This is a genomic window from Bradyrhizobium sp. 186 (assembly GCF_023101685.1).
Lineage (GTDB): Bacteria > Pseudomonadota > Alphaproteobacteria > Rhizobiales > Xanthobacteraceae > Bradyrhizobium.
In genome coordinates, this window is sequence record NZ_CP082164.1 from 5,121,207 (window position 1) to 5,144,354 (window position 23,148).

Consider the following 23,148-nt stretch of genomic DNA (forward strand, 5'->3'; position numbering starts at 1 on the left):
GGCGATTGCGGCGCGGCCCTCATGCAAAAAGCTCCGCCATGGGCGGAGCTTTTACGCTGGGATGATCAGGCGATCAGCGGCCGAAGAACAGCCACAGCAGGATAATCACCGGGATCGGCACGCCCAGCAGCCACAACAATAGTCCGCGTCCCATCGCGTCCTCCTCCAATCGCTCCATGAGGAGAAAACGCGAGCCGCGAGGGCTTGTTCCAGCGGCGAGGGCGTTACCAATGGCCGGTGTTGGGCATCAACGACCACGGCTCCTGCGGCGGCTTCGGCTCGCCCTTCTGGAGCAGCTCGATCGAGTGCAGATCGGGCGAGCGGACGAAGGCCATGTTGCCGTCGCGCGGCGGCCGGTTGATGGTGACGCCGGCCTTCATCAGCTTCTCGCAGGTGGCGTAGATGTCGTCGACCTCATAGGCGAGATGGCCGAAGAAGCGGTCCTCGCCGTATTTCTCCTCGTCCCAATTGTAGGTGAGCTCGACCAGCGGCGCGCCGCGGCTCGAGGGCTGCTTCTTCAGTGCGTCGAGGTCGTCCGCCGAGCACAGGAACACCAGCGTGAATCGCCCCTTGTCGTTCTCGATCCGCCGCACCTCCTTCAGTCCCAGCGCATCCTGATAAAACTTCAGCGCAACATCGAGATTGCGCACGCGCAGCATGGTGTGAAGGTAACGCATGTTTCTTGCTCCCTTGGATGGATGGAGGGTTTTTGGTTTGGGCCGGACCGGCGGGAGCATCAGATAGCAGGAAAATGGGATGAGGGGCAGGGGGCGATTGCACATGCGCGTGAGGGCGAAACGGCTGGTGGAAGTAAACCAGCCAAGCCTGACCAAGCCGCAGAGTCAGCAGGGTGGCGATGGCGAATGAGTTCAATGCACTGTCGCCGTGTGCGCCCTGAAGGCGTGTGTCTCTAGTGGAGGAGGATTCCACCCGGATAATTGTCGATTGATCTGGTAGCTGACGAGCGACTTGGCTGGGTGACCGGCTGGGTCGGAGCCTCGTGACAAAGGTCGCTTTGGGCGGCTGAGCAATCCAGCGGGCCGTAACGTGAGTGAAGCCTGAGCAGGCCTCGAAAGGCAAGACGCGGATGCCGACCCGCCACGGTGATGGGAAGGCCGCACGAACAGGGAAGCAATCGACGAGCGCACCTGTTCGATCCGCCGGGGTATTGGGCGCGGCACGTTGGAAGAGAGATACGGGTCATCAGGGAGACCCGCGTGGACGAGGATTGTACTTCAACGCCATCACAGGATGGCGGCCCGCGCGGGAGTCGGAGAGGGACGTTGTACTGTCGAGGCCGGGTAACGCCGGCGGAGGGAAGGTCCCTTGCTTCAGACGTGCTTTTCGAAGAAGGAAAGGAAACGGTGATTGGCGATGAGCCTCGAAACGCCGGATAAGATCAGGACCCTTCAGAGAAAGCTTTATTGCAAGGCGAAGGCGGAGCCCGCTTTCCGCTTCTATCTGCTCTACGACAAGATATGTCGGCCGGACATTCTGGCCCATGCCTGGGAACTCGCTCGTTCCAATGACGGCGCGCCTGGGGTGGACAGGGTGAGTTTTGCGGACATTGAGCGGTCCGGAGTGGATCAGTGGTTGGCGGCGCTACGCGAGGACCTTACCTCGATGTCGTACCGGCCCGCGCCGGTGCGGCGGGTGATGATCCCGAAACCGGGAGGTGGAGAACGCCCGTTGGGGATTCCCACGATTCGCGATCGGGTGGCGCAGACCGCCGCCAAGCTGGTGCTGGAACCGATCTTCGAGGCGGATCTGGAAGACAGTGCTTATGGGTACAGGCCAAAACGCAGCGCTGTCGATGCCATCGGAAAGACCAACCGGTTGATCCGGCAGGGCTTCACCGATGTGGTCGACGCCGATCTGTCGCGCTACTTGGACACCGCTTCATATTGCCCCCTGGTTCATGAGGTTTGATCGAAGAGTTCGGATTGCCGGGTTATCACCTTGATCCGGATTCCCTTTTTCCTGCCATTCGTGACGTGCACGACTTCGAGCTCGCCGCGCTTGACACGCTGCAACACGGTTTGGCGCGAGACACCGAGCTTGCGGGTTGCCTCGTGCATGGTCACGAAGCCGTCCCCAGCAGTCTCGCTGAATCGGGCGATGAGGTCATCGGTCAGGCGAATGCGCCAGGGTGCGCCGGGCGTCAGCTGCTCGCCCGGAATGATGCCGTCGTTGAGCCAGCGGTGCAAAGTCGAAGGGGCGACGCCGAGCACGACCGCGGCCTTGCTGATGGTCAGCAGTTCGCCTCCGGCTTGCTCGGCCTTCGGCTCGAAGCACGGGATATCCCAGTGGCGACGCAGATTGCCGACGCGGCTTGCCTCGAAGCGATGGCCGTATGCTGTGGCGCGCCCCTGGCGATTGAGAATGCCGGCGATCACGGCGTCGGGATAATGCCCCGCCAGCCGGCGGACGAGCGCGATCGTGTCCTCATCGGTGCGTATCGTGGCCGGCCGCGAGCGCGGCAGCGCGAGATCGATCTCGTTGAGCGCGCCGCCCTTCCAGCGCAGCGTGAGGTGGGCTGCAGCCTTGTCGCGCTCGACCTTTATGATGACCTCCTCGAGCAATGCTCGCAGCAGCTCTTTCCTGTCACGCGGCGTGGTCGTTGCCGCGTGCCAGACGGTGGCAAGATCGGGCCCGAGCGCGAGCAGACGGTCGCGCTCCTCTTGGGAGAGCACGCGTGGACGCTCCCGTTCGCGGCGTGCAAGCTCGGCCTTGGCGGCTTCGAGTGCGCTCAAGCTCTCCTCCCACTCGCGCTCCAGGCCGCGAGCGACCAACCGGTTGTCTGGATCGACGGCACGGTAGCGGCGCTCGGCGCGGCTCGCTTCGTAGCTTGCTCGCTCGACGCCGAGACGCCATTGCTTGAGCGAGGTATCGCGATCTGCTTCGAGCCGCTCGGCAGCGGCGAGCGTGGCAGCGAGCTTTGCCGGCTCGAGGGCGGCGATGAAGGCCCGCGTGACGGCCTCGTCGATCTGAATGCCGCCAATGTTGAGGCAATAGACGCCGCGGCCCTCGACCAGGATCTTGCCGGGGCAATGATACCCCGGTGCGGAACTGCGCCCGCGATAGTGCGTGTGCAAGCGGCGTCCGCAGTGCCCGCAGCTGGCAAGGCTCTGCAGCAGGGCGCTGCCCTCCCTCACGGCGCCACCCACTTTGTGCGGTCCGGGGCGGGTGTTCTTGGCGATGCGATCCTGGTTGGCCTCATAGGTCTGCCAATCGATGAACCCCGGATGATGGTCCGGGATGAGTACCTGCCACTCGGAGCGCGGCAGTTGTCGCACGCGCTTTGTGCGTGCACCCGCTGCATCCAGCATCGTCTCCTGGCGTGATTTGCCATAGGCGTAGGCGCCAGCATAGACGGGATTTGTGAGCACGTGGTGGATGGCGGTGTAGCTGGCCTCGACCCAGCGGATCTCTGCGTTCTGGTGCATCTGCAGAGGGAATGTGAGCCCTTCCGAGCGAAACCATAGCCAGACGCGGCGCGCCGAGCCCGTTTCGGCGAAGCGCGCGAAGACGTTGCGGACGGCGGTGACAATGGCCTCGTCGGGGTGGAAGCGGACCTCGCCATCGGCCTCGCCCCAGACAAAGCCGACCGGCAATCCTCGGCGGAGTTCACCGCGTGCTGCCTTGTTGCGAATGCCGCCGTTGAGGCGGGCCCTCAGCACATGCAGCTCGGCCTCGCTCATGGTGCCCTTGAGCCCGAGCAGGAGGCGATCATTGAAGAGGGCTGGATGATAGATGCCATCTGCATCGCCGATCAGCGTGTCGGTGAGGCCGCCGAGGTCGATGAGGCGGTGCCAATCGGCGTTGTTGCGCGCCAGGCGCGAGACCTCGAGTCCGAGCACGAGGCCGACGTGGGCGAGTGCGACTTCGGCGGTGAGGCGGGCGAAGCCCGATCTCGCAACAAAGCCGGAACCGGAGAGCCCGAGGTCCTCATCGATGACGATGATGCGATCATTGGGCCAGCCAAGTTCACGGGCTTTGGCGGCAAGCGCATACTGTCGATCGGTCGACTCGCGATTGTGCTCGACCTGGGCGGCGCTCGACTGGCGCAGGTAGACGATGGCCTGGCGGGACAGATGGCTGGCCGTGATCTTGGCGCGTTCATTCATCGCTTGCCTCCCTCGTCGACCTGGCCGAGATCATGCGGGCGATGAGACGTGCGAGGATCTCGAGCGCTGCGACGCGCGAGGCTTCGTCGAGCTGCTCCCACGCCGTCGCCGACGGGGCTGCTGGAAAGGGGTTCGGTGGAAGATCGGGGCGGTCGAGAAAGGCCAGGTTCAGTTGCATGGTTGCGCTCCTTGCACTGCACCGACTCGACGGGTCGGTCGTAGAGAGCGTCAATGATCTTGCGCAGGTGGAGCAAATCGCCAAGCCGGCCGAGATCGTGGGCACCACCAGCATCGTTCGCCGGCGTTCGCCTTGCCTGCTCGGCGTTCCAATCGGTCCAATTGGCCGGAATCAGCGAGCGGCTACCGTCTGGCAAGACCACGAGAACGAGGAGGACGCCGCGCCGCCGGATGCTGCTGATCACGGCCAGCGACTGGCCTTCGAAGGCGTGGCGCTCGCGGGTGATGGTCAGCGAATCTGGAATATCACGGTGATGGGTAGTCTGTGGCCGCTTCCTTCGACACGATCCCGCATGGAGACTTACTCCGATGCGTGGCGCGCCGCGTCTCGGACCGGCACGTGCTGCGGCTGATCAAGCTGTGGCTGCGCGTTCCGGCCGAGGAACGGGATGGCAACGGAAGACGGCGCATGATTGGTGGCAAGAGCAACAAGCAGGGCACGCCGCAAGGCGGCGTGATCAGCCCATTGCTGGCTAACCTCTACATGAACCGCTTCCTGAAGCTGTGGCGGCTGAGGCGGTGTGACGAGGCATTCCGCGCCCATCTTGTCAACTATGCCGACAACTTCGTCATTCTCAGCCGCGGACACGCGCATGAGGCCTTGGCGTGGACGGCGGCGGTGATGACCAGACTCGGGCTGAGCATCAACGAGGAGAAGACCTCGGTGAAGGACGCCCGCACGGAAAGCTTCGACTTCCTCGGTTATACGTTCGGACCGAAATACAGCGGTTCGAACGGCCAAAAGTACCTCGGCGCAAGTCCATCCAGAAAGAGCTTGAAGCGGATCAAGACCAAGATCGGCGGTGTGCTGGTGCCGGGAAACAAGGGCTCGTGGCCACAAGTAAAGCACCGACTAAACGGCATGTTGGCCGGATGGTCGGCCTACTTCAGCTACGGGACGCTTGCTCCGGCCTATCGGGCGGTCGATCGTCACGTCTACACCCGTGTCAGGCGCTTCCTCGCCAAGCGGCACAAGGTCAGCGGAAGCGGTACGCGCAGTTTCTCCATGAAGACCATCTTCGGAGAACTCGGCGTGCATCGCCTCACCCGCATTCAACCTCGCGCCGTCCCCGTGGACCTGCAGTGAAGTCTGTCGGAAAGCCGGATGCGGGGTGTGCTGCAGATGCACACGGAAGGGGGTTTGCAGTGAACAACTGACCGTGGGGATAAGCTGCGCGAAAGATGAGGGCGGGCCCCTCGGGATCGGCTTTCAGGAGCAGGTCCCAAACCAGTCCAAGCTGCTGCGTTCAAAAGGCGTGGTGGTGAGCGTTGGATCAAAAGTCCGAATGAAATTCGGGCAGGTGAGCATTCGAGAGACGAGCGTGAGCAAACCCTCGGTGACGCGCCGAAAGGCTTTAGACACTGCCAAAACCAGAGGCGCTCGCATCCTCTGGGATAAATCTGTCGGTTACCTGGTTACTGGGCAGATAGCAGTCGGCGTATAGGGGGCGTGAAGCGGATGCAGGCTTTCGTGTGGAACTGCAGGAACCAGTCCCTGGATGCCAAGGGAGAAGCTGAAGCGGCCAAAACTGCGAGGCGAGAGTACCGAAGCCAGGGCCTGGGGCGGACCGACCCGTACTAGCGGTGAAGGCCCCGTAATCGGGCCGGAGCAAAGGGGTCGGGTCAGGACAAATCGTATTGACGTACCAACTGGAAACAGGATGACGACGACGATCACGACAAACAAGCCGTTTCATATCGATAAGAAACGTGTGTACGACGCTTACAAAGCGGTCAAATCCAATGCGGGTTCGGCCGGTGTGGATGGACAGACGATCGAGCAGTTCGACTCCGACTTGCAGAACAATCTCTACAAGCTTTGGAATCGGATGAGCTCGGGAAGCTACTTTCCTCCACCGGTGCGCGCCGTCTCCATTCCCAAAAAGGCTGGAGGCCAGAGGATTTTAGGTGTGCCAACCGTAGCGGATCGAGTGGCCCAGATGGTTGTCAAACAACTCATTGAGCCGGACTTGGACCCAATATTTTTGGCAGACTCCTATGGCTATCGGCCGAGAAAATCGGCACTCGATGCTATCGGCGTCACGCGCAAGCGGTGCTGGAAATACGACTGGGTTCTCGAGTTCGACATCAAAGGTCTGTTCGACAACATCGACCACGAACTTTTGCTACGGGCTGTCCGGAAGCACGTGACGTGCAAGTGGGCGCTGCTCTACATCGAACGATGGCTGACGGTACCTATGGACAAGGATGGAATAATTATCGAGCGAACCCGCGGCACCCCTCAGGGTGGCGTGATTAGCCCTATATTATCCAACCTTTTCCTGCACTACACTTCGACCTCTGGATGGGACGGGCGCACCCCAACCTCCCATGGTGTAGGTATGCAGACGATGGCCTAGTGGCTCATCACAGTGATTTTGACTCTTTGGCGGTGGCTGGATAGGCGCGGCCGAGTTTGGCGCGGGCCTTGTCGGTTGTGAACATCCATTTGATGCGGGCTCGGGTTTTATTCCGCCGCTTTTGCCATGCTGCGATCTCGTTTCGGAGCCTTTTTGGGTCGTCGATGCGGCGGCCGAGGCACTGGCGCTGGAGCACGCTGATCTCGCACTCGACCATATTGAGCCAACTGGCGTGTTTCGGGGTGAAGTGGAATTCGAGGCGGCGCAGGATGCGACGGGCCTCGGCAGGCGCAAATGCTTGATACAACGCGCCGGCGGTATGGATCGACAGATTGTCCTACACGAGGCGGATGCAGTCGGCGTCGGGATAATGGACGTCGACGAGTTCGCGCATGCAGTAGGCGTAGTCCACGGCGGCGCGGTGCTCGGTGACCTTGACGTTGCGCCAGCCACGATGCGGGTCGAAGGTAACGAAGAGATTGACGGTGCCGTTGCGGCGGTACTCGTAATCGTAACGCTCGCGCTGTCCCGGCTCGGCTGGAATCGGCTGACGGACCTCGCCGATGAGCTGGACGGGGGTCTCGTCGAAGCAGACCAGCGGCCGGACGGGATCCGGCGCCTCGGCGTAGAGGTCGAGCACGTCCTCCATGCGGGCGACGTATTCGCCGTCGACATAGGGGATGCACCACATGTCCCTGCGCCATGGCTTGAGGTCGTTCTCGGCCAGCCGGCGACGCACGGTCTCGCCCGACAGGCTGTCATGATCGGTGAGCTTGACCATCGTGTCCGCCAGCAGCGTCAGCGTCCAACGTTTGCGGCCGGCGGGCGGCTTGGCGCACGCCGTCGCCACCAGCAGGGCCTCCTCCTTGCCGGTCAATTTGCGCTCTGCGCCCGGACGCGGTTCCTCGCTCAAGGCCCGCTCCAGATTGCCTTCCACGAAGCGGCGCTTGGTCCGGCCGATGCTGGACAGGCTGACCCGGACAGACCGGGCAATCTCCGCGTCGCAACTGCCGGCATCGGCCGCCAGCAAAATCTGCGCCCGCTTGAGCTTGCGGGCAGCATGCTTCCCGCCGCCCAGCATCGCCGTCAGTTCGTCCCGCTCGATTTGGCTCAATTCGACCCGATAACGTACATTCATGCTTCGCCTCCTTGTCGGAGGCCGGGACGAATCCAGCGATGAGTCAAAAATCAGGCACGCACTTCACGGAGAAGCAGGGACACTACCTGGCCTTTATCTACACCTACGCGCACATGTTCGGACGCCCACCCGCCGAAACCGACATGCAGCGCCATTTCCGCGTCAGCCCGCCTTCGGTCCACCAGATGATCGTCACCCTCGAACGAAACGGTTTCATTCGCCGTCAACCTGGCGTCCCCAGAAGCATCGAAATCCTCGTGCCGCCGGAAAGCTTGCCGATCCTCGAATGGCTCGGTATCAAAACGTCAAAATCACTGTGATGAAGCACTGCCGGAGCGAGCAAGAAGCGGAAGCCCTAAAGGCCGAGCTACAAACTCGCCTGGCAGAATGCGGGCTTGAGATGCACCCCACCAAAACCAGGATTGTCTACTGTAAGGACAGCCGGCGGAAGGGGAGCTATTCGAACGTCAAGTTTGACTTCCTTGGCTACTGCTTCCGGCCGCGACGGGCAAAGAACTCACAAGACGCCTCGGTGTTTTGCAGTTTTCTGCCTGGGGTCAGCGCTTCGGCGCTGAAGTCTATGCGGGCGGCAATCCGGGATTTGAACCTCCGAAGACGGACCCATGTGTCAATGGCTGACATCGCTCGGCAGCTCAATCCACTCCTGCGGGGGTGGATTGAGTATTACGGTCGATTCACGCGGGCGGCTCTGGGGCCAATCCTTCGATACGTCAATCAGACAATCGAGGCTTGGATGATGCGGAAGTTCAAACGCTTTATGGGTCGCAAGGCCAAGACCGGCCGCGTTCTCGAACGACTATCTCGCGAACGTCCCGGGTTGTTCGCACACTGGAAGATCGGCATACGCGGCTCGTTCGCCTGATGGGAGCCCAGTGAGGCGAGAGTCTCACGCTGGGATCTATGAGAGGCCGGCGGTGAGATTCCGCCGGCCTACTCGACAAATCCGCACGTCCGGTTTGATGAGCGGGGAAGGGAGACGGGGCGTTGCCGAATGGCCCAAGCTACCGCGCCCTTCCTCGACTCTACAATTCCAGAATTGAGAAACGAAGTTCTCCAGTAGGTCGCTATGCTCGTTTGTTATCTCGACGACAGCGGGAAGGACGCTCAGAACCCGATAACAACAATCGCGGGTTACCTTGCGAGCGAAGATTCTTGGGCAGCATTCGAAACGGAGGTCGAGCCGTATTTCACTGAAAGGAAGGTGTCAGTGCTTCATGCTCTCGACCTCCACGGTACTCGTGGTGAGTTCAAGGGCTGGCCTGTTCTTAGTAAGCAGGCGTTTGTCGCACGGATAGCGCAAGTTGCCTGCAAGCACGTCAGTTTCGGCGTTAGCATGTCGGCCGAAAAAGGAAACTACAAAGACAATTCGATGTACCGGGCTGACACGTCTAGGAGCCTGTCCGAGTAATCGGATTTTTCTCGACGAAGCACAAGCGTCGTGATTCAAACGGCGGATGAGCAAGACATTTCGTCCTTGGGACGTTGATCAGGTTTGGCTGCTGCCGCCGTCGGTCCAGGATTTGGTGCCTCCCGGGCACGTGGCCCACTTTGTTCGCGACACGGTTCGCACGGGTTTGGACCTGTCGGCGATCATGGATGCCTACGACGAGGAGCGCGGCTTTCCGCCCTATCATCCTGGCATGATGGTGGCGCTGCTGCTTTATGCTTACAGCCAGGGGATCTACTCGTCGCGCAGGATCGCTCGGGGCTGCGAGGAGCGGCTGGATTTTGCGGCAGTAACGGGGATGCAGCGTCCGGACTTCCGCACGATCAGCGAGTTCCGCAAGCGCCATCTGGCCGCGCTATCGGGCCTGTTCCGGCAGGTCTTGAAGCTGTGCCGCGAGGCCGGCCTTGTGAAGCTTGGCCATGTGGCGCTCGATGGCACCAAGATCAAGGCCAATGCCGGGATCAACAAGGCGATGAGCTATGGCCGGATGAAAGAGGCCGAACCGAGGCTTGCTGCCGAAGTCCAACGCTGGTTCGCCGAAGCCGCTCAGACCGACAAGGCCGAGGACCGCCAGTTCGGAGCCTTGAAGCGCGGCGACGAGATGCCGGACTGGATGGCCAATAAAGAGAAGCGGCTCGAGAAGATCCGGGCCGCCAAGGCCGCGCTGGAAGCCGAAGCCAAGGCTGCTGCCGAAACCAAAGCCGCCTCGAAGCCGGACGACGACGGCTCCGGCGACGGCGGCAGGGGCCGGCCGGGACGCAAGTCCAAGCCTGTCACGGCAGAGCCGAGCGACAAGGCGCAACGCAACTTCACCGATCCCGACAGCCGCGTGATGCCGACCAAAAACGGCTTCATCCAGGGCTACAACGCACAGGCCGCCGTCGATGGCGCCCATCAGATCATCGTGGCGCACACGCTGACCAACTCGCCGAGCGATCAGGCGCAGCTCGCACCCTTGCTCGATGCCATCAAAGCCAATCTCGGGACGAACCCGGATGAAGCATCGGCCGATGCGGGCTATTGCTCGCAAGCCAATCTTCGCACGCTCGTTCGACGCCGGATCGAGGGCTACGTCGCCACTGGACGGCAAAAGCACGGCACCAAGGCGGCCACGGCAAAAAGGAAGCTCAAATCCGGCACGCTGATCGCCAGAATGAGCACAAAGCTCAAGCGCGCAGGCTATCGAAGCCGGTATCGATTGCGAAAACAGATCGTCGAGCCCGTCTTCGGCCAGATCAAGCAGGCAAGAGGCTTCCGCCAGTTCCTCCTGCGCGGCATCGACAAGGTCAAAGCCGAATGGGCCATGATCTGCACCGCCCACAACCTCACAAAACTCGCAGCAGTACGCTAAGGAGAAACTTGTCTCCAAAAAAACGCTCAGAACTCGATTCGCTTGATCCCAAGTCCATTACCGGGACAGGCTCCTAGAACAACCGTAGCGCCCTATACGTTTTGCTTCCAGGTTATTTGCGACTGGCTTCTCAGGGACATCCGCATAGGAAAACGCGTTCACTCGGAGGGCATCAAATTCCTGCTGGAGGCGGGGCACGACAACAACGCGCAGGCGGAGAAGGAATTCCATTGGGTTCGCAAGCACTACGGGCTGGAGAGTGTTCTTCACTCAATAGGAACAGTCGATAAGAAGGCGTGCAGGGCTATCCAGCTCGCCGACCTCATCGCTTTCTATTCTCGGCGTGATGGCGTCGCACTGTTGAAGTCGAAGGAACCTGGTGGTCCGGAATACGAAATGGACCAGATGATAAAGATCCTGTGCGAGAAGATCGTTCACCGAGGCTTTGTTGCGACGGGGTTTCACGACCGGGCGTGGGATTAACGCATGAGCGACCCGTTTGAGGACTTCTATGACGAGATAGAAAACCTGGATTCGGCCGTCTCGAAGTTTATTCACCCGCGGGAATTCGGGGAGCGATGGGACGGGACATGGGCTTACTTCGCGTTCTCCTATGAACGGGCCTTCGAACAGCTGGCGAAGAAGGCGTATGAAGACGGGCAAGGGGCATGCACCTCATTGAGCCGCTGTTCTTTTTGGCGAGGCATTCAATTGAGCTGGCGCTGAAGGCGACCATAGCCGACTTCGCGCAGGTGGACGATAGTGCCCCACAGTTGGTCGGGCACAGGCTTCTCGATCTCTGGGGCGAGCTTTACCGGGTCATGGATTGCTACGGTTCCCCGCCAAATGACGACTGGGGTATGAAGTGCCGAGAACTCGTCGCCCACATCCACGACGTTGATCCAGAGGGCGATCGGTATCGCTACCCATCCAACCGGAAGGGGATCGAGTTCGCTGGCACGGACATTGACGTTGCCGGCCTAATCAGGGCGCATGGGCACGTCACCACATATCTCGACGCCTGTCGGTCAATGTATGCGGCCGGATACCACTGACGGCGCTATTTTTGGACACGTCGAATATCTTGCGCACAACTGTGGCCTTCTTGAACAGCATTTCGACTTGTTGTTGCACAGCAGCGCAATGACGCTATGGGGCAGGAAGAGACATAGCTCCAGCACCCGAGGGCCCGGCTAGATAATGCGGAACGCCCGTTTCAACTCAGACGGCAGCCCCGGCCAGCAAGCAAGCGCCGCCCAGCGCGACCATCACAAGTCCAGGCCAACTCGATTTGATGCCCAAGCCGCTACCCGGTCTTTCAGGTTCCAGCGTGTCACGCCCGTAGCGAAGCCACTTTGAACCACTTAATCGACCTCGCCAGATTGGCTGATACGCCATTTGGAGTATGCCGCCGAAAACAAGGAGCACACCAAGCCATATGAGGGTCATGCTCGTCTCCTGTACCAGTGAACGCCGAGAGGTTGCTCCCGCCGAGCCCCCGCCGTCCAGTCGACACCTGGCCAGATTACGGTGCAAGATTACGGTGACAGTGCATTCAATTGAAGCTGTCCGGGCTTGCAGGCATGCTGCGGCATAGTCGGTCTCGCCCGTGTCGTCGTCCCCGGTTATCCCCACCATGTCACCCAGCGCGGCAATGGCCGGGCGCGCACCTTCTTTGACGACGGCGACTATGCGCTCCGTCGCGACCTGCTCGCGGCGAACTGCCCGGCGGCCGAGGCCGACAGGATCGCCGCCTGTAACTACGCTGCAATCCGTTGCTCGACGGGGGATGTCAGGTACTTGAGCACTTCTGCATGTTCTAGGTCAGGAACCGCGATTGCCGTGTGGCTGTAAATTGCATGGGTCCGTGATTTCGTAATCTTGTTCAGGATCTCGCGGCCTTTGACGACGTGGAGGCCCATACCTTCTTCAGAAGGGAAGATCGCCAACACCACGTCATAAGCCGCGATGACGGCTCTCAGCGCTTCAGCTTTGTCTTCGGCAACGTCGACAAAAACGCGAACATCGGCCGCGAGTTCACGCAGCTCGTCAAAATCCAACACTGTGGGGATACTCCAACGCAACGATACTGACGGGAGATTGGAGGCGTTGGGTTACTGAAGTCTCAACAACGCATGCTGGGCCACAAGTTTCACGATGAGGTGACTCGTTAGGCGGGATAAGCCGATAGGGATGCCGTGTTCGACGCAGACGGGCTGCGCCGCGATCTTGACTGACGCGTGCACCGGTTTCTCTGAGGGGGCAAATTACGGTGACAGCCCCAGCTCAGTTCGCTTCAAGCCGATCAAGAAGCTGCTTGCCCACGGCAAATCGTTCTTCGCGCGTGGGAAGCCTTGCGATGCCAATGAATGTCTCGTTGCGGAGCGATGCGCGCGTCGGCGAAGGGCGACGCGTTGGAGAGCTATCGCGTCACTTATCGGGTCACTTGGCGTAACCCTGGGAGCGGAGCCAGGCGATCTTGCGGTCGCCGTTCATCCAGTCGTCCGCATCTGCCTTGCTGGTGAACCCTGTGATTTCACGCTGCTCGCTCTCCGGGTAATCCGCCAGTATTTTCCAGTCGCCATCTGAAACGCGGACGGTTCTAAAGGTCACTTTAGTTTTTGCCATGCTGCATTATGCAGGAAGCGGCCTGAAAAGAGAACCCACCTTGGGGCGGGCTTGCAGGCCTTGAAGTAACACCTCTGATCCGGTGGGCCGGGATGGCTTCAATCCACAGCAGGAAGGGTCCTCAAAGAAAGACCCCGTGTCGGGGGGGCGAGCGCGGGGTCTTCCCACTCCGAGCAGGCGGCGTCTGCTCCTGGCACCAATTGATGCCGATCCCGTTCGTTCCGTTTGTCAAAAGCAAAACCCGCACCGGCATGAGCGGGGCTGATGGGGCCTTGGAAGCCTGCCTCAAAAGGTCTTCCTTGCTCGCCGTTCCGCTGTTCGCGTCCGCATTGAATCCATAGTTTGTGGGGCTGCCCAGGTTCCGCCTAGCCCTAGCGGCTGGACTCATTGTTCTCTTTTTGTTCTAATCGATCTCTGCATGACGGGAGCTGAACATGCCGGACCTGGACTTCATCAGGCGGGACATCGAACACATGCGCATCCAGGTCGGGCGCCAACGGAAGGAGATCCTCCAGCTTCAACGGGCGGGCGTCGGTACGGCCTCGGCGGAAGCGTTGCTGGGCCGGATGCTGGTCAGGATTGATGGCCTCTGTGAGCAGCGGGACGAGATGAAAAAGGGCGCGATCCATCAGAACAAGGGCAGGGTTCTTGGAGGCCGGACGTGGTAGCGCTCCGCTGGTTCGATGATGAGTCTGAGCTTTCTCCCTTCCTGAAAGCCCTGGAGGACGTTCGACGCAAAGCCACGCGGGAGGGGTGGTGCTATGCGCACGTGCAGGCCGTCATTGTGGCCATCGATCAATACGCGGAAGCGGCGACGGGCAATCGGGAGTATTTCCTCAACAAGCCGGTTTCAATTGGTGAATCGCGCAAGAGCGGTGACGTGCCCTGAAGCGCGATGAGATGAGGATGAATCATCATCGCGCTTTGGGTTGTTGTTTGAGCATTGCAATTGGTAGGCAGGTCTCTCCGGTGCCAAGGTCGGGCTCAATGTTGTTGCTGGCTCGGCCTGCATTCTTGTCCTGATGTTTGGAATTTTGGTGTGGGGCTTTCGTGACTTCGGGTGATGTGGGCATCACCTGCCCCGGTGTTGTACGGAACCTCATGCCGAACTGCTGCTTGCGTTTTGGGCCTCGATAGGTTTTAAGCCCGGTGAGTTTCATGACCGTTGGTATGAACAGCAGCGCGCTGCGTAGTTTTACCACGTCCCAGGCAGAGTTACATCGTAGCTCGCGCACACCAAATTCAGAGGATTCCAGACATGGCGAAGATGACCAAGAATCAATTGATTGATGCAATTGCAGAGGGCACGCAAGTTGCGAAGGGCGACGTGAAGTCGGTCATCGAGTACATGGCGACTGTCGGGTACAAGGAGCTGAACGAGTCCGGTGAGTTCGTTATTCCCGGCTTCGCGAAAATGTCGGTCGTGCACAAGCCCGCTACCGAAGCCCGCAGCGGTGTGAATCCCTTCACGAAGGAGCCGATGGAATTCGCGGCGAAGCCCGCAAGCAAGTCGGTCAAGGCCTCGCCGCTGAAGGTCGCCAAGGACGCTGTTTAATCCGGCCACGGCGATCTGAGTGCCATGCGGATGGCACTCAGGCAGACGGACCAAGGGGGCGTTTGGCCATCAATGGCCCGCCTCGGCGAACCTGAAGACGCTCCCATCAGCGAACGATTGAGAAGAAGAGCCCCGCGCTTTCGCACGGGGCTCTGGCTGACGGCAATGGGATTTCAGCGCCTGGCCGTCCGCAATATCCCTGACTTAAGTTTGAGAATCCAAAAAGCAACCGCGCCGCGGTGACGGGGCTGGACTTTTTGTTCTGTTTTTGTTCTAGTCGCCTTGGAGGTGACTCATGACCATCGAGAAACAGCGTGAAGTGATCAGGCTCTGGAATCAGCTCAGGAAGGTCGAGGGCCCGGCCGCAGAAGAACTCCGCATCCAGATCCTCGAATGCTTTGCGGCGAAGGACAGCGCAAAGCGGGCGGCTTGAGGCGCGTCGTCAGCGATCTCGAACGTTGCCGCCGACTGCGTAGGAACGAGCATCTGCCATCCGCGTTCGGCTTGCATGACATGCCCGCGATGCGCCAAGCCGATGACGCGAGCTCGACCAACAGCTTCCGATGCGAGCCGTGCCGCGAGATCGTCATCGTGTTTGCGGTCGTCTCGAAATTTCTGCCGCCGGCGAAGTGAGCAGCGGCGCTTTCATCGATCATTAGGAATCGCTTCGTGTCGAATTCCTCGACTCCGATTCGTTCTTTAAGAACGAAATGGAGTCGGATGCAGAACAAGCCGTGCCTGCTGATGTCGATGCGAGCGCGTTTCAAGCGCGCCGAATTCGATGTGATCGGGCGTTCGCTCGCGCGACGCAAACCAATTGTTAGGAGTTGCTCCGCATCGATTTCGTCGATTCCGATTCGTTCTTTGAGAACGAAATGCGGGTGAAGCTGGAACAAAGCTGGTCAGCAGAACGCCAGAACTTCTTCGTCACCGTCTCGACGCCCTCCGCATCCGGCGCTATCGTCGTTGCGACGGCGGGCGCATCAATGAAGAACGGCCTTTATTCCATCCACCTTCACATGCTCGACGGCGTGAAGGGCCGCGACAGCAGCGTGCTGGTGCTGCGCGATGGCGTGCTGCTCGGCGGCGGGCCGCATTACTGGTCGCGCGGGTCGTACACGGTCGGTAACGGCACCTGGAAAGGCGAACTCGTCACCAACCAGCATTCGCCGTTCGCCGATCCCTTGATCCGGCCGCTGTTCGGCGGGCAGGAGGCGACGAGCGGATTTTCCGGGACGTTCAGCGGGGAGGAGGCCGAGGCGTTCGGCACCGTGCTGGTCACGGGGCGTCGCAGCCTGGGCTTTCGCGCGACATTGAAGTGGCTCGCCGAGATCTGAGGCGCTCGCAAGTTCCTCGAGCCTTTTCCGTTCCGATTGAATCGGAACGGGGCTCTAGATTCTTGTTTTGACGCGTTTTCTTCCCGCGAACCGGCGGCCGCTTCGCTGGAAAACGCTCTAACGAAAGCTTGCGGGAAAGCCGATAACCCTATTCGGTTAGGTTAAAAGCCCAATCGCGTTGCAGTTGCGGCGGGTTGGGATAGGTTTCTGGCAACGACAACCAAGAAACCGCTTTGCCAAGAACCTTTGCCAAGAACTTTTGCCAAGAACCGCTTTGTCATGACACCCTTTTCAGAACCAGCCTTTTATCAAGGCGACCGGCACACCTACCGGCGTGTCGCCGTGGTCGGCACGTTGTTTTGCCTCGCCTTCGTTGTGATCAGCTTCTCACTGCGGCCGCAGGCCGAGGATACGCATGTCGCGGTCAAGGCCGACCGGCTGGTGCGCACCGCCGGCCAGACACCGCACGCGAATTAGAGCGTTTTCCGTTCCGATTGAATCGGATCGTCGGCGTCTGAACGCTGGCACGCGGCACCGCGGCTCGCGAGTGCGACGAAGCCGGCGAAGCCGGACAGGTTGAGCAGGATTTCGAGCCAGACGGGCATCCTGGTTCTCTCTCGAGCGAAGCTGCCATTTTCTGTTCTGGAACCGAAAACCCCGCCAGCATCACGGTGGATACTGACGGGGCTGTCGTGCGTTGACCTCTACCGGATAGCGGAGGCCTGGCACTCGCAAATTCAACACGGAAGAGGTGACTTCGTTCCCCCCGCACAAATTTTTTTAGCGGCTTGCGGTTCCACGGCCGCCCGCAACCATCGCAGGGTCTCCGCGTTGTCCAGCCAGACGCGAAGGAGGAGATGCATGATGAAGAAAACATTGGCAGTTCTCGCCACCGTCGCGGCGGTCGGCGTGACCGCAATCGCGGCCCCGGCACCTGCCGAGGCGCGCGGTCGCGGCATCGGACCGGGCCTCGCATTCGGTCTGGCCGCCGGCGCGATCACCGCGGGCGCGATCGCCGCGTCCCATCCTTATGGCTACGGTTATGGTTATGGCCCCGACTACGGCTACTACTACGGCGGGCCGAGGTACTACGGTTCTGGTCCGTATGCCTATTACGGCGGCGGGCCGTATTACGGGCACCGCCACTATTATCGGCACTGGTAAGTAGCCACTCATAAGCGAAAAGCCCGGAGCGTTGCTCCGGGCTTTTTTCATGCGCGAAAATCCGGCGCGGCGTCTTACGGCCAGAGCGAGGGCCGCTCCACCTTGCGCGCGTTCTCGAGCGTCGACACGAAATATTCTTCACGCTCGCGCTTGAATTTTTCCTGCGTGGCGCGGAAGGCGGCAACACGTGCGGTGATCTCGTCGCGTTCGCGTGCTTTGCGTTCTTCGTCCTCGGTCATGTCCATCCCCTCTATTCGCACCTGAACTCAAGCACTGCCGCCGCATCGCACTGAGTCGCATTCGAAGACATGCATTGGCGCTTCTGATTGGGGCGTCAATGGGGAGGAGGCATTGCAGGATTGTGATAAGCGATGGGCGGAAAAAGTTGCCGGCTGTGTTTCTCTTCGCAATCCGTCTCGGCGGTGGACAACAGCGTCAACAATCTTGTCGCTTGCGCATGTTGCCGCTAGCGGAAAAACAAATCGGGAGGTCGCGATTGATCGCATCAGATCTTCGCAGCGGCGTTGAACGGCTCGGCGACATGATCGCCGAGGCGAAGACCATCGTTCCCTTCACCGGCGCCGGCATCTCCACGGAATGCGGCATCCCCGATTTTCGCTCGCCGGGCGGAATTTGGACCCGCAACCGTCCGATCCCGTTCGAGGAGTTCGTCGCCAGCCAGGAAGCGCGCGACGAATCCTGGCGCCGCCGCTTTGCGATGGAGGCGACGTTTGCGGCGGCAAAGCCCGGCCGCGGCCATCGTGCGCTGGCCTCGCTCTACCGCGCCGGAAAGATTCCCGCGATCATCACCCAGAACATCGACAATCTGCACCAGGCCTCGGGCTTCGCCTCCGACCACGTGATTGAACTTCACGGCAATACCACTTATGCGCGCTGCATCGGATGTGGGCAGACCTATCAGCTCGACTGGGTGAAGCGCCGTTTCGATGAAGCGGGCGCCGCACCCGACTGCACCGTGTGCGATGAGCCGGTGAAAACCGCCACGATCTCGTTCGGTCAGTCGATGCCCGAGGATGAAATGCAGCGCGCGACCGAGCTGTCGCAGCATTGCGACCTCTTCATCGCGATCGGTTCCTCGCTCGTGGTATGGCCCGCGGCAGGGTTTCCGATGATGGCGAAGGACAGCGGTGCACGTTTGGTGATCATCAATCGCGAGCCGACCGAGCAGGACGACATCGCCGACCTCGTCATCCGCCATGACATCGGCGAAACGCTCGGGCCCTTTGTCGGCAATTGAGGCATCAGTTTGATTCGCGGCTGTGCAAGCTGTTCATAGGTTCCGGCGAATCTCTTTTTTGTCTATGCCTCTCAACCGGGAGTGTTATCTTTTGATTCGAAAGATTCGCGTCGCGTCCAGCTGAGAAGATTCTCGAAAGACGCGTGATTCGACGCCGCCATTGAGGCGGGTTGCATGGCATGTGTGGGGTCCGGGGTTATGGGGTCGTCGGACGGATTTGAGTCCAAGAAGGTCGGAGTTCCCGCGCCGGGCGAACACAGCGGCGCCGGTCGCGATAGCGCGCTCAGTCCCTTCACCGGACTTGGTGAGGCCAGCGCCAACCTCGTCGAGGTCCACGGCGTCATCAAATGGTTCGACGCTTCAAAGGGCTACGGCTTCATCGTTCCCGACAATGGCTGGCCGGACGTGCTCCTGCACGTTACCGTGCTCAGGCGCGACGGCTTCCAGACCGCTTACGAGGGCGCCCGCATCGTCGTCGAGTGCATCCAGCGCGCCAAGGGCTACCAGGCCTTCCGCGTGGTCTCGATGGACGAGTCGACCGCGATCCATCCGGCGCAGATGCTGCCGCCGCGCACCCATGTCACGGTCACCGCGACCAGCGGGCTGGAGCGGGCCCAGGTCAAATGGTTCAACCGGCTGCGCGGCTTCGGCTTCCTCACCTGCGGCGAGGGTACCCCCGACATCTTCGTGCACATGGAGACGCTGCGCCGCTTCGGCATGACCGAGTTGCGGCCCGGCCAGTACGTGCTGGTCCGCTTTGGGCCGGGCTCCAAGGGCATGATGGCGGCGGAGATCCATCCCGAGACTGGGTCACCGGTTTCTTCGCACTAAAGCGCGATGAGACGAGGATGAATCATCATCGCGCTTTAGGTTGTTGTTTAAGCCGAACTTCCCCTCGGGATTTTTGTTAGAGCGTTGAGAGGATTTGAGAAGTTTGGATCGGGCTGATTTTGTAGGCATGTAAATGATGATTTTTGGCTTGCGAATGGCAGGTTTCCGTGATTCGATTCCGGCATGTTCGTCGCCCGCATTCCCAACCGCAACTCACCGCCCGCGATCCTGTTGCGCGAGAGCTATCGCGAGGGCGACAAGATCAAGTCGCGCACGCTGGCCAACCTGTCGCATTGGCCGGATGAGAAGATCGATGCGCTGCGCCGCGTCCTGAAAGGCGAGGAGCTGGTCTCGCCGGCCGAGCAACTGCGGATCGAGCGCTCGCTGCCGCACGGCCACGTGGCCGCGGTGCTCGGCATGGCGCGCCAGCTCGGACTGCATCGCCTTGTCCCGGACAAGCCCAGACGGTTGGCCAGGCTGGCTTTGGCCTTGATCGTGGCACGGGTGATCGAACCGGCCGCCAAGCTGGCCACGGCGCGCCAGCTCAGCGAGGCGACGGCGGCGCATTCGCTGGGCGAACTGCTCGATCTCAGCGCCGTCGACGAGGACGAGCTTTACGAAGCGCTCGACCTGCTCGGCACGGCCCAACCGGGGATCGAGGCGACGCTCGCCAAGCGCCATCTGCATGACGGCTCGCTGGTGCTCTACGATCTCACCTCCAGCTATCTGGAGGGGCGACATTGCGAATTGGCGCGGCATGGTTACAGCCGCGACGGTCGTTCCGACAAGCTGCAGATCGTGTTCGGCTTGCTGTGCGCCGCCGACGGCTGCCCGGTGGCGGTGGAGGTGTTCGAAGGTAACACCGCCGACCCGAGCACGCTGGCCGCGCAAGTCGACAAACTGAAGGCCCGCTTCAAGCTGTCGCGTGTGGTACTGGTCGGCGATCGCGGCATGATCACCAGCGCCCGTATCGAAGCCGATCTGATGCCGGCCGGGCTCGATTGGATCACCGCTCTGCGGGCGCCGGCGATCCGCAAGCTCGCCGAGGACGGCGGCCCGCTGCAATTGTCGCTGTTCGACGATCGCGATATGGCCGAGATCACGTCCCCCGACTTCCCCGGCGAGCGCCTGATCGTGTGCCGCAACCCGGATCTGGCCGACGAGCGTCGGCGCAAGCGCGGCGAGTTGCTGGCGGCGACCGAGAAGGATCTCGCCCGCGTCAAGGCCGCCGTGCAGCGTCAGCGCAACCCCTTGCGCGGCGAGGATGAGATCGGTCTGAAGGTCGGCGCCGTGCTGGGCAAGCGTAAGATGGCCAAGCACTTCCACCTCGCCATCACCGACACTTCGTTCGACTTCAGTCGGATCGAGGATGCCATCGCCAACGAAGCGTCGCTCGACGGCTTCTATGTGCTACGGACCAACGTGCCGGCCGAGAACCTCGACACCGCCGCCACGGTGCGTGCCTACAAGAGCCTGGCCCAGGTCGAACGCGCCTTCCGCACCATCAAGACCGTCGAACTGGAGGTGCGCCCGATCCACCATCGCCTCGCTGGCCGCGTGCGCGCCCACGTCTTCCTCTGCATGCTCGCTTATTACATCGTCTGGCACATGCGCCGCGCGCTGGCCCCGATCCTGTTCGACGATCACGACCGCGAGGCCGCCGACGCCGCGCGCGTCTCGCCCGTCGCCAAGGCCAGAGTCTCGGCCGCGGCCAGAACCAAGGCTAATCGCAAGCACACCCACGATGGCCGGCCCGTGCACAGCTTTCGAACGCTGTTGCAGGATCTCGCCACGCTCACACGCAACATCGTTCGCATCGGTCAGGACGCCCCGGCCGCTATGCTCACAAGTCCAACCCCACTACAACAAGACGTCTTCAATCGGCTCGGCATTCCTATCGCCCCATAATGTAGGCAGACGCGCCGTCACGCCCGCTGGAATTACACGCCAGCTCAAATGCTTACGTCGCTACTCAAGGGGAAGTTCGGTTTAAGCATGATCTCCGCGCAAACACGTTCCGCGTTTGTCGCGAGGGAAAACCGCTTCGCACTTTTCCGGATCATGCTTTAGTTCTACTGAGTCAGAAAGTCGCAGTACCTGGGATTCAGGGAATCAGGTAGTGGGCGGGATTCAGGCCAGCGGTAGGGGCTGAGGATGGATCGCCGAAGGTTTAAGAGCGGTGAATCGCGATTTGCCGCCTATGTCGAGGGGCTTGCGAGCGTGATCGGGCACAAAGACCGAGAGCAGCCGCTTCGCGATTATTGCACCGGGCTGATGCTGCGAGGCGAGCGCAAGAGCGTCGAACCGATCGCAGCGGTCACGGCACCGGCGCGGGTGGCCGCCCAGCATCAATCGCTTCTGCATTTTGTCGGCGAGGGACGTTGGTCCGACGAACGCGTCTTGGCCAAGGTGCGCGAGAAGGTCTTGCCCGAGATCGAGCGTCACGGCCCGATCGAAGCGTGGATTATCGACGATACTGGACTGCCGAAGAAGGGGCGGCAGTCGGTCGGTGTTGCGCGGCAATATTGCGGTCAACTTGGTAAGGAGGACAACTGCCAGGTCGCGGTGTCGCTGTCGATTGCCAACGAACATGCGAGCCTGCCGGTGGCGTACCGGCTGTATCTGCCGCAGGAATGGGCGGAGGATAGCGATCGTCTGCGCAAGGTGGGGGTTCCTGAAGATATTGGCTTCAAGACCAAGCATGAGATCGCGCTGGAGCAACTGCACTGGGCCTGCGCGGCTGGTCTGCCGCGTGGCGCGGCGCTGCTGGATGCCGGCTATGGCAATAACAGCAATCTGCGCGCCGACATCACGGCCCTGGGGCTGGCTTACGTCGCGGGCATTCTGTCGAATACGACGGTGTGGGCAGACGGGACGGGACCGCTGCCGCCGAAGACTTGGTCGGGCCGCGGACGGCCACCAAAGCGCCTGCAGCGCGACGCCAAGCATTGGCCGGTCTCAGTCAAAGACCTTGCACTCGGCCTGCCCAAGCGCGCCTGGCGCACCATCGAATGGCGAGAAGGTTCGGCGGAAACCATGTCTTCGCGCTTTGCGCGGGTGCGGGTGCGTGCCGCGCGGCGTGACGAAAGGCGCCACGAGCCGTGCCCGCAAGAATGGCTCTTGATCGAGTGGCCCAAGGACGAGACCGAGCCGACCAAATACTTTTTGTCGACGCTTCCCGCCGATATCGCCTTTCACCGTCTGGTCTACTTCGCCAAGCTGCGTTGGCGCATTGAGCGCGACTATCAGGAGCTCAAGCAAGAAGTCGGCCTCGGGCATTTTGAAGGTCGGGGATGGCGTGGCTTCCATCATCACGCAACGCTCTGCATCGCAGCTTACGGATTCCTGATCTCCGAAAGGGAGACGATTCCCCCCTCAGGACCTCGTCACGCCCCGATCTTCCCGCAACTTGCCCTTCCCGCAGGTTACCGACCCAGAGGTACTGCCGTTGCGGCCTGAACGTCACATCCCGAACTCAATCGCGACCATGCGCATCCGTTTGGCCAACGCGATCGCCAGAACCTTGCCGCGATGCCCGTGTTGCGGCCAAAGCAAAATGCGACCACGCCGAAATTTGTGACGCAGTAGAATTAGCGGTCGCGAGGCCCAAACCTCCCATAATCGTGAGCAGAGGCGCGCGGCCGACGGCCTGTGCGCCATCTGGCTTTTCCGGCGATCGCCGCGTAAGGATTGT

General features: G+C 61.1%; 27 protein-coding genes and 2 pseudogenes. 21 read left to right on the forward strand and 8 right to left on the reverse strand.

The window, feature by feature from the left end:
- Window positions 1-224 precede the first annotated feature (224 nt).
- On the reverse strand, window positions 225-677 hold the full coding sequence (locus tag IVB18_RS24490; RefSeq protein WP_247991469.1) for a VOC family protein: 453 nt from the start codon (window positions 675-677) through the stop codon (window positions 225-227).
- 691 nt (window positions 678-1,368) lie between these two features.
- Between IVB18_RS24490 and IVB18_RS24495 the strand changes: the two genes are divergently transcribed.
- Window positions 1,369-1,929, forward strand: coding sequence for a hypothetical protein (locus tag IVB18_RS24495; protein WP_346732656.1), 561 nt, complete (start codon window positions 1,369-1,371; stop codon window positions 1,927-1,929).
- On the opposite strand, the gene IVB18_RS24500 is transcribed toward IVB18_RS24495, so the two are convergent.
- On the reverse strand, window positions 1,917-4,127 hold the full coding sequence (locus tag IVB18_RS24500; RefSeq protein WP_247991188.1) for a recombinase family protein: 2,211 nt from the start codon (window positions 4,125-4,127) through the stop codon (window positions 1,917-1,919). The two genes, IVB18_RS24495 and IVB18_RS24500, sit on opposite strands and share 13 nt — an antisense overlap.
- Window positions 4,120-4,305 (reverse strand): hypothetical protein, encoded by a 186-nt coding sequence (locus IVB18_RS24505; protein WP_247985493.1) that lies wholly within the window; start codon window positions 4,303-4,305, stop codon window positions 4,120-4,122. Before IVB18_RS24505 ends, IVB18_RS24500 begins: the two co-directional genes overlap by 8 nt.
- Here IVB18_RS24505 and IVB18_RS24510 point away from each other — a divergent pair.
- From IVB18_RS24510 to ltrA, 3 genes and pseudogenes are all read left to right on the forward strand, one after another.
- Complete coding sequence (locus IVB18_RS24510; RefSeq protein ID WP_247991470.1) at window positions 4,304-4,717, forward strand: hypothetical protein; 414 nt, start codon at window positions 4,304-4,306, stop codon at window positions 4,715-4,717. The genes IVB18_RS24505 and IVB18_RS24510 overlap by 2 nt on opposite strands.
- Complete coding sequence (locus tag IVB18_RS24515) at window positions 4,678-5,451, forward strand: reverse transcriptase domain-containing protein (RefSeq protein WP_247991471.1); 774 nt, start codon at window positions 4,678-4,680, stop codon at window positions 5,449-5,451. Before IVB18_RS24510 ends, IVB18_RS24515 begins: the two co-directional genes overlap by 40 nt.
- Window positions 5,452-6,025: 574 nt before the next feature.
- Window positions 6,026-6,726 (forward strand): annotated as a pseudogene (ltrA, locus tag IVB18_RS24520) (group II intron reverse transcriptase/maturase); the annotation flags it as partial.
- Window positions 6,727-6,731: 5 nt separating this feature from the next.
- On the opposite strand, the pseudogene IVB18_RS24525 reads toward ltrA, so the two are convergent.
- Window positions 6,732-7,862: pseudogene (locus tag IVB18_RS24525) on the reverse strand (IS630 family transposase).
- Between the two features lie 38 nt (window positions 7,863-7,900).
- Between IVB18_RS24525 and IVB18_RS24530 the strand changes: the two are divergent.
- The 6 genes from IVB18_RS24530 (at window position 7,901) to IVB18_RS24555 (ending at window position 11,736) form a co-directional block, all read left to right on the forward strand.
- Window positions 7,901-8,182: a helix-turn-helix domain-containing protein gene (locus IVB18_RS24530; protein WP_247983521.1), complete on the forward strand. Its 282-nt coding sequence runs from the start codon at window positions 7,901-7,903 to the stop codon at window positions 8,180-8,182.
- Complete coding sequence (locus tag IVB18_RS24535) at window positions 8,149-8,745, forward strand: group II intron maturase-specific domain-containing protein (protein WP_247991472.1); 597 nt, start codon at window positions 8,149-8,151, stop codon at window positions 8,743-8,745. The genes IVB18_RS24530 and IVB18_RS24535 overlap by 34 nt, the downstream gene beginning before the upstream one ends.
- Window positions 8,746-9,337: 592 nt before the next feature.
- The gene (locus IVB18_RS24540) at window positions 9,338-10,681 is read left to right on the forward strand and encodes an IS1182 family transposase (RefSeq protein ID WP_247986834.1); all 1,344 of its coding nucleotides are present in this window, start codon (window positions 9,338-9,340) and stop codon (window positions 10,679-10,681) included.
- 42 nt (window positions 10,682-10,723) lie between these two features.
- Window positions 10,724-11,164, forward strand: coding sequence for a DUF3800 domain-containing protein (locus IVB18_RS24545; protein WP_247991473.1), 441 nt, complete (start codon window positions 10,724-10,726; stop codon window positions 11,162-11,164).
- A 3-nt stretch (window positions 11,165-11,167) separates the two neighbouring features.
- Window positions 11,168-11,407 carry a hypothetical protein gene (locus IVB18_RS24550; RefSeq protein WP_247991474.1) on the forward strand — a complete coding sequence of 80 codons (240 nt, stop codon included), beginning with the start codon at window positions 11,168-11,170 and terminating at the stop codon, window positions 11,405-11,407.
- Window positions 11,350-11,736: a hypothetical protein gene (locus tag IVB18_RS24555; RefSeq protein ID WP_247991475.1), complete on the forward strand. Its 387-nt coding sequence runs from the start codon at window positions 11,350-11,352 to the stop codon at window positions 11,734-11,736. The genes IVB18_RS24550 and IVB18_RS24555 overlap by 58 nt, the downstream gene beginning before the upstream one ends.
- Before the next feature lie 705 nt (window positions 11,737-12,441).
- Here IVB18_RS24555 and IVB18_RS24560 read toward each other — a convergent pair.
- On the reverse strand, window positions 12,442-12,744 hold the full coding sequence (locus tag IVB18_RS24560) for a hypothetical protein (RefSeq protein WP_247991476.1): 303 nt from the start codon (window positions 12,742-12,744) through the stop codon (window positions 12,442-12,444).
- Between the two features lie 379 nt (window positions 12,745-13,123).
- Window positions 13,124-13,309 (reverse strand): hypothetical protein, encoded by a 186-nt coding sequence (locus tag IVB18_RS24565; protein WP_247991477.1) that lies wholly within the window; start codon window positions 13,307-13,309, stop codon window positions 13,124-13,126.
- Between the two features lie 434 nt (window positions 13,310-13,743).
- On the opposite strand from IVB18_RS24565, the gene IVB18_RS24570 reads away from it, so the two are divergent.
- The 6 genes from IVB18_RS24570 to IVB18_RS24595 all read left to right on the forward strand — a co-directional run bounded on the left by IVB18_RS24570 (window position 13,744) and on the right by IVB18_RS24595 (window position 16,678).
- Window positions 13,744-13,977: a hypothetical protein gene (locus tag IVB18_RS24570; RefSeq protein WP_247991478.1), complete on the forward strand. Its 234-nt coding sequence runs from the start codon at window positions 13,744-13,746 to the stop codon at window positions 13,975-13,977.
- Window positions 13,971-14,198 carry a hypothetical protein gene (locus IVB18_RS24575; RefSeq protein ID WP_247991479.1) on the forward strand — a complete coding sequence of 76 codons (228 nt, stop codon included), beginning with the start codon at window positions 13,971-13,973 and terminating at the stop codon, window positions 14,196-14,198. Before IVB18_RS24570 ends, IVB18_RS24575 begins: the two co-directional genes overlap by 7 nt.
- Window positions 14,199-14,567: 369 nt before the next feature.
- Window positions 14,568-14,864 carry an HU family DNA-binding protein gene (locus IVB18_RS24580; RefSeq protein ID WP_247991480.1) on the forward strand — a complete coding sequence of 99 codons (297 nt, stop codon included), beginning with the start codon at window positions 14,568-14,570 and terminating at the stop codon, window positions 14,862-14,864.
- A gap of 295 nt (window positions 14,865-15,159) precedes the next feature.
- A complete protein-coding gene (locus IVB18_RS24585; RefSeq protein ID WP_247991481.1) occupies window positions 15,160-15,297 on the forward strand; it encodes a hypothetical protein in 138 nt (45 codons plus the stop codon).
- Window positions 15,298-15,850: 553 nt separating this feature from the next.
- Window positions 15,851-16,201, forward strand: a complete 351-nt coding sequence (locus IVB18_RS24590; RefSeq protein WP_346732675.1) for a GrlR family regulatory protein — start codon at window positions 15,851-15,853, stop codon at window positions 16,199-16,201.
- A 279-nt stretch (window positions 16,202-16,480) separates the two neighbouring features.
- A complete protein-coding gene (locus tag IVB18_RS24595) occupies window positions 16,481-16,678 on the forward strand; it encodes a hypothetical protein (protein ID WP_247991483.1) in 198 nt (65 codons plus the stop codon).
- On the opposite strand, the gene IVB18_RS51670 is transcribed toward IVB18_RS24595, so the two are convergent.
- Window positions 16,675-16,806, reverse strand: coding sequence for a hypothetical protein (locus tag IVB18_RS51670; protein ID WP_256477075.1), 132 nt, complete (start codon window positions 16,804-16,806; stop codon window positions 16,675-16,677). The two genes, IVB18_RS24595 and IVB18_RS51670, sit on opposite strands and share 4 nt — an antisense overlap.
- Before the next feature lie 259 nt (window positions 16,807-17,065).
- Here IVB18_RS51670 and IVB18_RS24600 point away from each other — a divergent pair, with 259 nt between their 5' ends.
- The gene (locus tag IVB18_RS24600) at window positions 17,066-17,365 is read left to right on the forward strand and encodes a hypothetical protein (RefSeq protein ID WP_247991484.1); all 300 of its coding nucleotides are present in this window, start codon (window positions 17,066-17,068) and stop codon (window positions 17,363-17,365) included.
- Window positions 17,366-17,439: 74 nt separating this feature from the next.
- On the opposite strand, the gene IVB18_RS24605 is transcribed toward IVB18_RS24600, so the two are convergent.
- Complete coding sequence (locus IVB18_RS24605) at window positions 17,440-17,604, reverse strand: hypothetical protein (RefSeq protein WP_247991485.1); 165 nt, start codon at window positions 17,602-17,604, stop codon at window positions 17,440-17,442.
- A 257-nt stretch (window positions 17,605-17,861) separates the two neighbouring features.
- On the opposite strand from IVB18_RS24605, the gene IVB18_RS24610 reads away from it, so the two are divergent.
- From IVB18_RS24610 to IVB18_RS24625, 4 genes are all read left to right on the forward strand, one after another.
- Window positions 17,862-18,623 carry a Sir2 family NAD-dependent protein deacetylase gene (locus tag IVB18_RS24610; protein WP_247991486.1) on the forward strand — a complete coding sequence of 254 codons (762 nt, stop codon included), beginning with the start codon at window positions 17,862-17,864 and terminating at the stop codon, window positions 18,621-18,623.
- A 198-nt stretch (window positions 18,624-18,821) separates the two neighbouring features.
- Complete coding sequence (locus tag IVB18_RS24615; RefSeq protein WP_247991487.1) at window positions 18,822-19,454, forward strand: cold-shock protein; 633 nt, start codon at window positions 18,822-18,824, stop codon at window positions 19,452-19,454.
- A gap of 183 nt (window positions 19,455-19,637) precedes the next feature.
- On the forward strand, window positions 19,638-21,362 hold the full coding sequence (locus tag IVB18_RS24620) for an IS1634 family transposase (protein ID WP_247983724.1): 1,725 nt from the start codon (window positions 19,638-19,640) through the stop codon (window positions 21,360-21,362).
- A 246-nt stretch (window positions 21,363-21,608) separates the two neighbouring features.
- Entirely contained in the window at window positions 21,609-22,913 is a 1,305-nt protein-coding gene (locus tag IVB18_RS24625) for an IS701 family transposase (protein ID WP_247991488.1), read from the forward strand.
- The last annotated feature ends 235 nt before the right edge of the window (window positions 22,914-23,148 follow it).

Coding starts and splice junctions, on each gene's coding strand:
- IVB18_RS24490 (WP_247991469.1), bottom strand. CDS start 677: ATGCGTTACCTTCACACCATGCTGCGCGTGCGCAATCTCGATGTTGCG.
- IVB18_RS24500 (WP_247991188.1), bottom strand. CDS start 4,127: ATGAATGAACGCGCCAAGATCACGGCCAGCCATCTGTCCCGCCAGGCC.
- IVB18_RS24510 (WP_247991470.1), top strand. CDS start 4,304: ATGGTTGCGCTCCTTGCACTGCACCGACTCGACGGGTCGGTCGTAGAG.
- IVB18_RS24505 (WP_247985493.1), bottom strand. CDS start 4,305: ATGCAACTGAACCTGGCCTTTCTCGACCGCCCCGATCTTCCACCGAAC.
- IVB18_RS24530 (WP_247983521.1), top strand. CDS start 7,901: ATGAGTCAAAAATCAGGCACGCACTTCACGGAGAAGCAGGGACACTAC.
- IVB18_RS24535 (WP_247991472.1), top strand. CDS start 8,149: ATGGCTCGGTATCAAAACGTCAAAATCACTGTGATGAAGCACTGCCGG.
- IVB18_RS24540 (WP_247986834.1), top strand. CDS start 9,338: ATGAGCAAGACATTTCGTCCTTGGGACGTTGATCAGGTTTGGCTGCTG.
- IVB18_RS24550 (WP_247991474.1), top strand. CDS start 11,168: ATGAGCGACCCGTTTGAGGACTTCTATGACGAGATAGAAAACCTGGAT.
- IVB18_RS24555 (WP_247991475.1), top strand. CDS start 11,350: ATGCACCTCATTGAGCCGCTGTTCTTTTTGGCGAGGCATTCAATTGAG.
- IVB18_RS24565 (WP_247991477.1), bottom strand. CDS start 13,309: ATGGCAAAAACTAAAGTGACCTTTAGAACCGTCCGCGTTTCAGATGGC.
- IVB18_RS24570 (WP_247991478.1), top strand. CDS start 13,744: ATGCCGGACCTGGACTTCATCAGGCGGGACATCGAACACATGCGCATC.
- IVB18_RS24580 (WP_247991480.1), top strand. CDS start 14,568: ATGGCGAAGATGACCAAGAATCAATTGATTGATGCAATTGCAGAGGGC.
- IVB18_RS24585 (WP_247991481.1), top strand. CDS start 15,160: ATGACCATCGAGAAACAGCGTGAAGTGATCAGGCTCTGGAATCAGCTC.
- IVB18_RS24590 (WP_346732675.1), top strand. CDS start 15,851: ATGAAGAACGGCCTTTATTCCATCCACCTTCACATGCTCGACGGCGTG.
- IVB18_RS24595 (WP_247991483.1), top strand. CDS start 16,481: ATGACACCCTTTTCAGAACCAGCCTTTTATCAAGGCGACCGGCACACC.
- IVB18_RS51670 (WP_256477075.1), bottom strand. CDS start 16,806: ATGCCCGTCTGGCTCGAAATCCTGCTCAACCTGTCCGGCTTCGCCGGC.
- IVB18_RS24600 (WP_247991484.1), top strand. CDS start 17,066: ATGAAGAAAACATTGGCAGTTCTCGCCACCGTCGCGGCGGTCGGCGTG.
- IVB18_RS24605 (WP_247991485.1), bottom strand. CDS start 17,604: ATGACCGAGGACGAAGAACGCAAAGCACGCGAACGCGACGAGATCACC.
- IVB18_RS24615 (WP_247991487.1), top strand. CDS start 18,822: ATGGGGTCGTCGGACGGATTTGAGTCCAAGAAGGTCGGAGTTCCCGCG.
- IVB18_RS24620 (WP_247983724.1), top strand. CDS start 19,638: ATGTTCGTCGCCCGCATTCCCAACCGCAACTCACCGCCCGCGATCCTG.
- IVB18_RS24625 (WP_247991488.1), top strand. CDS start 21,609: ATGGATCGCCGAAGGTTTAAGAGCGGTGAATCGCGATTTGCCGCCTAT.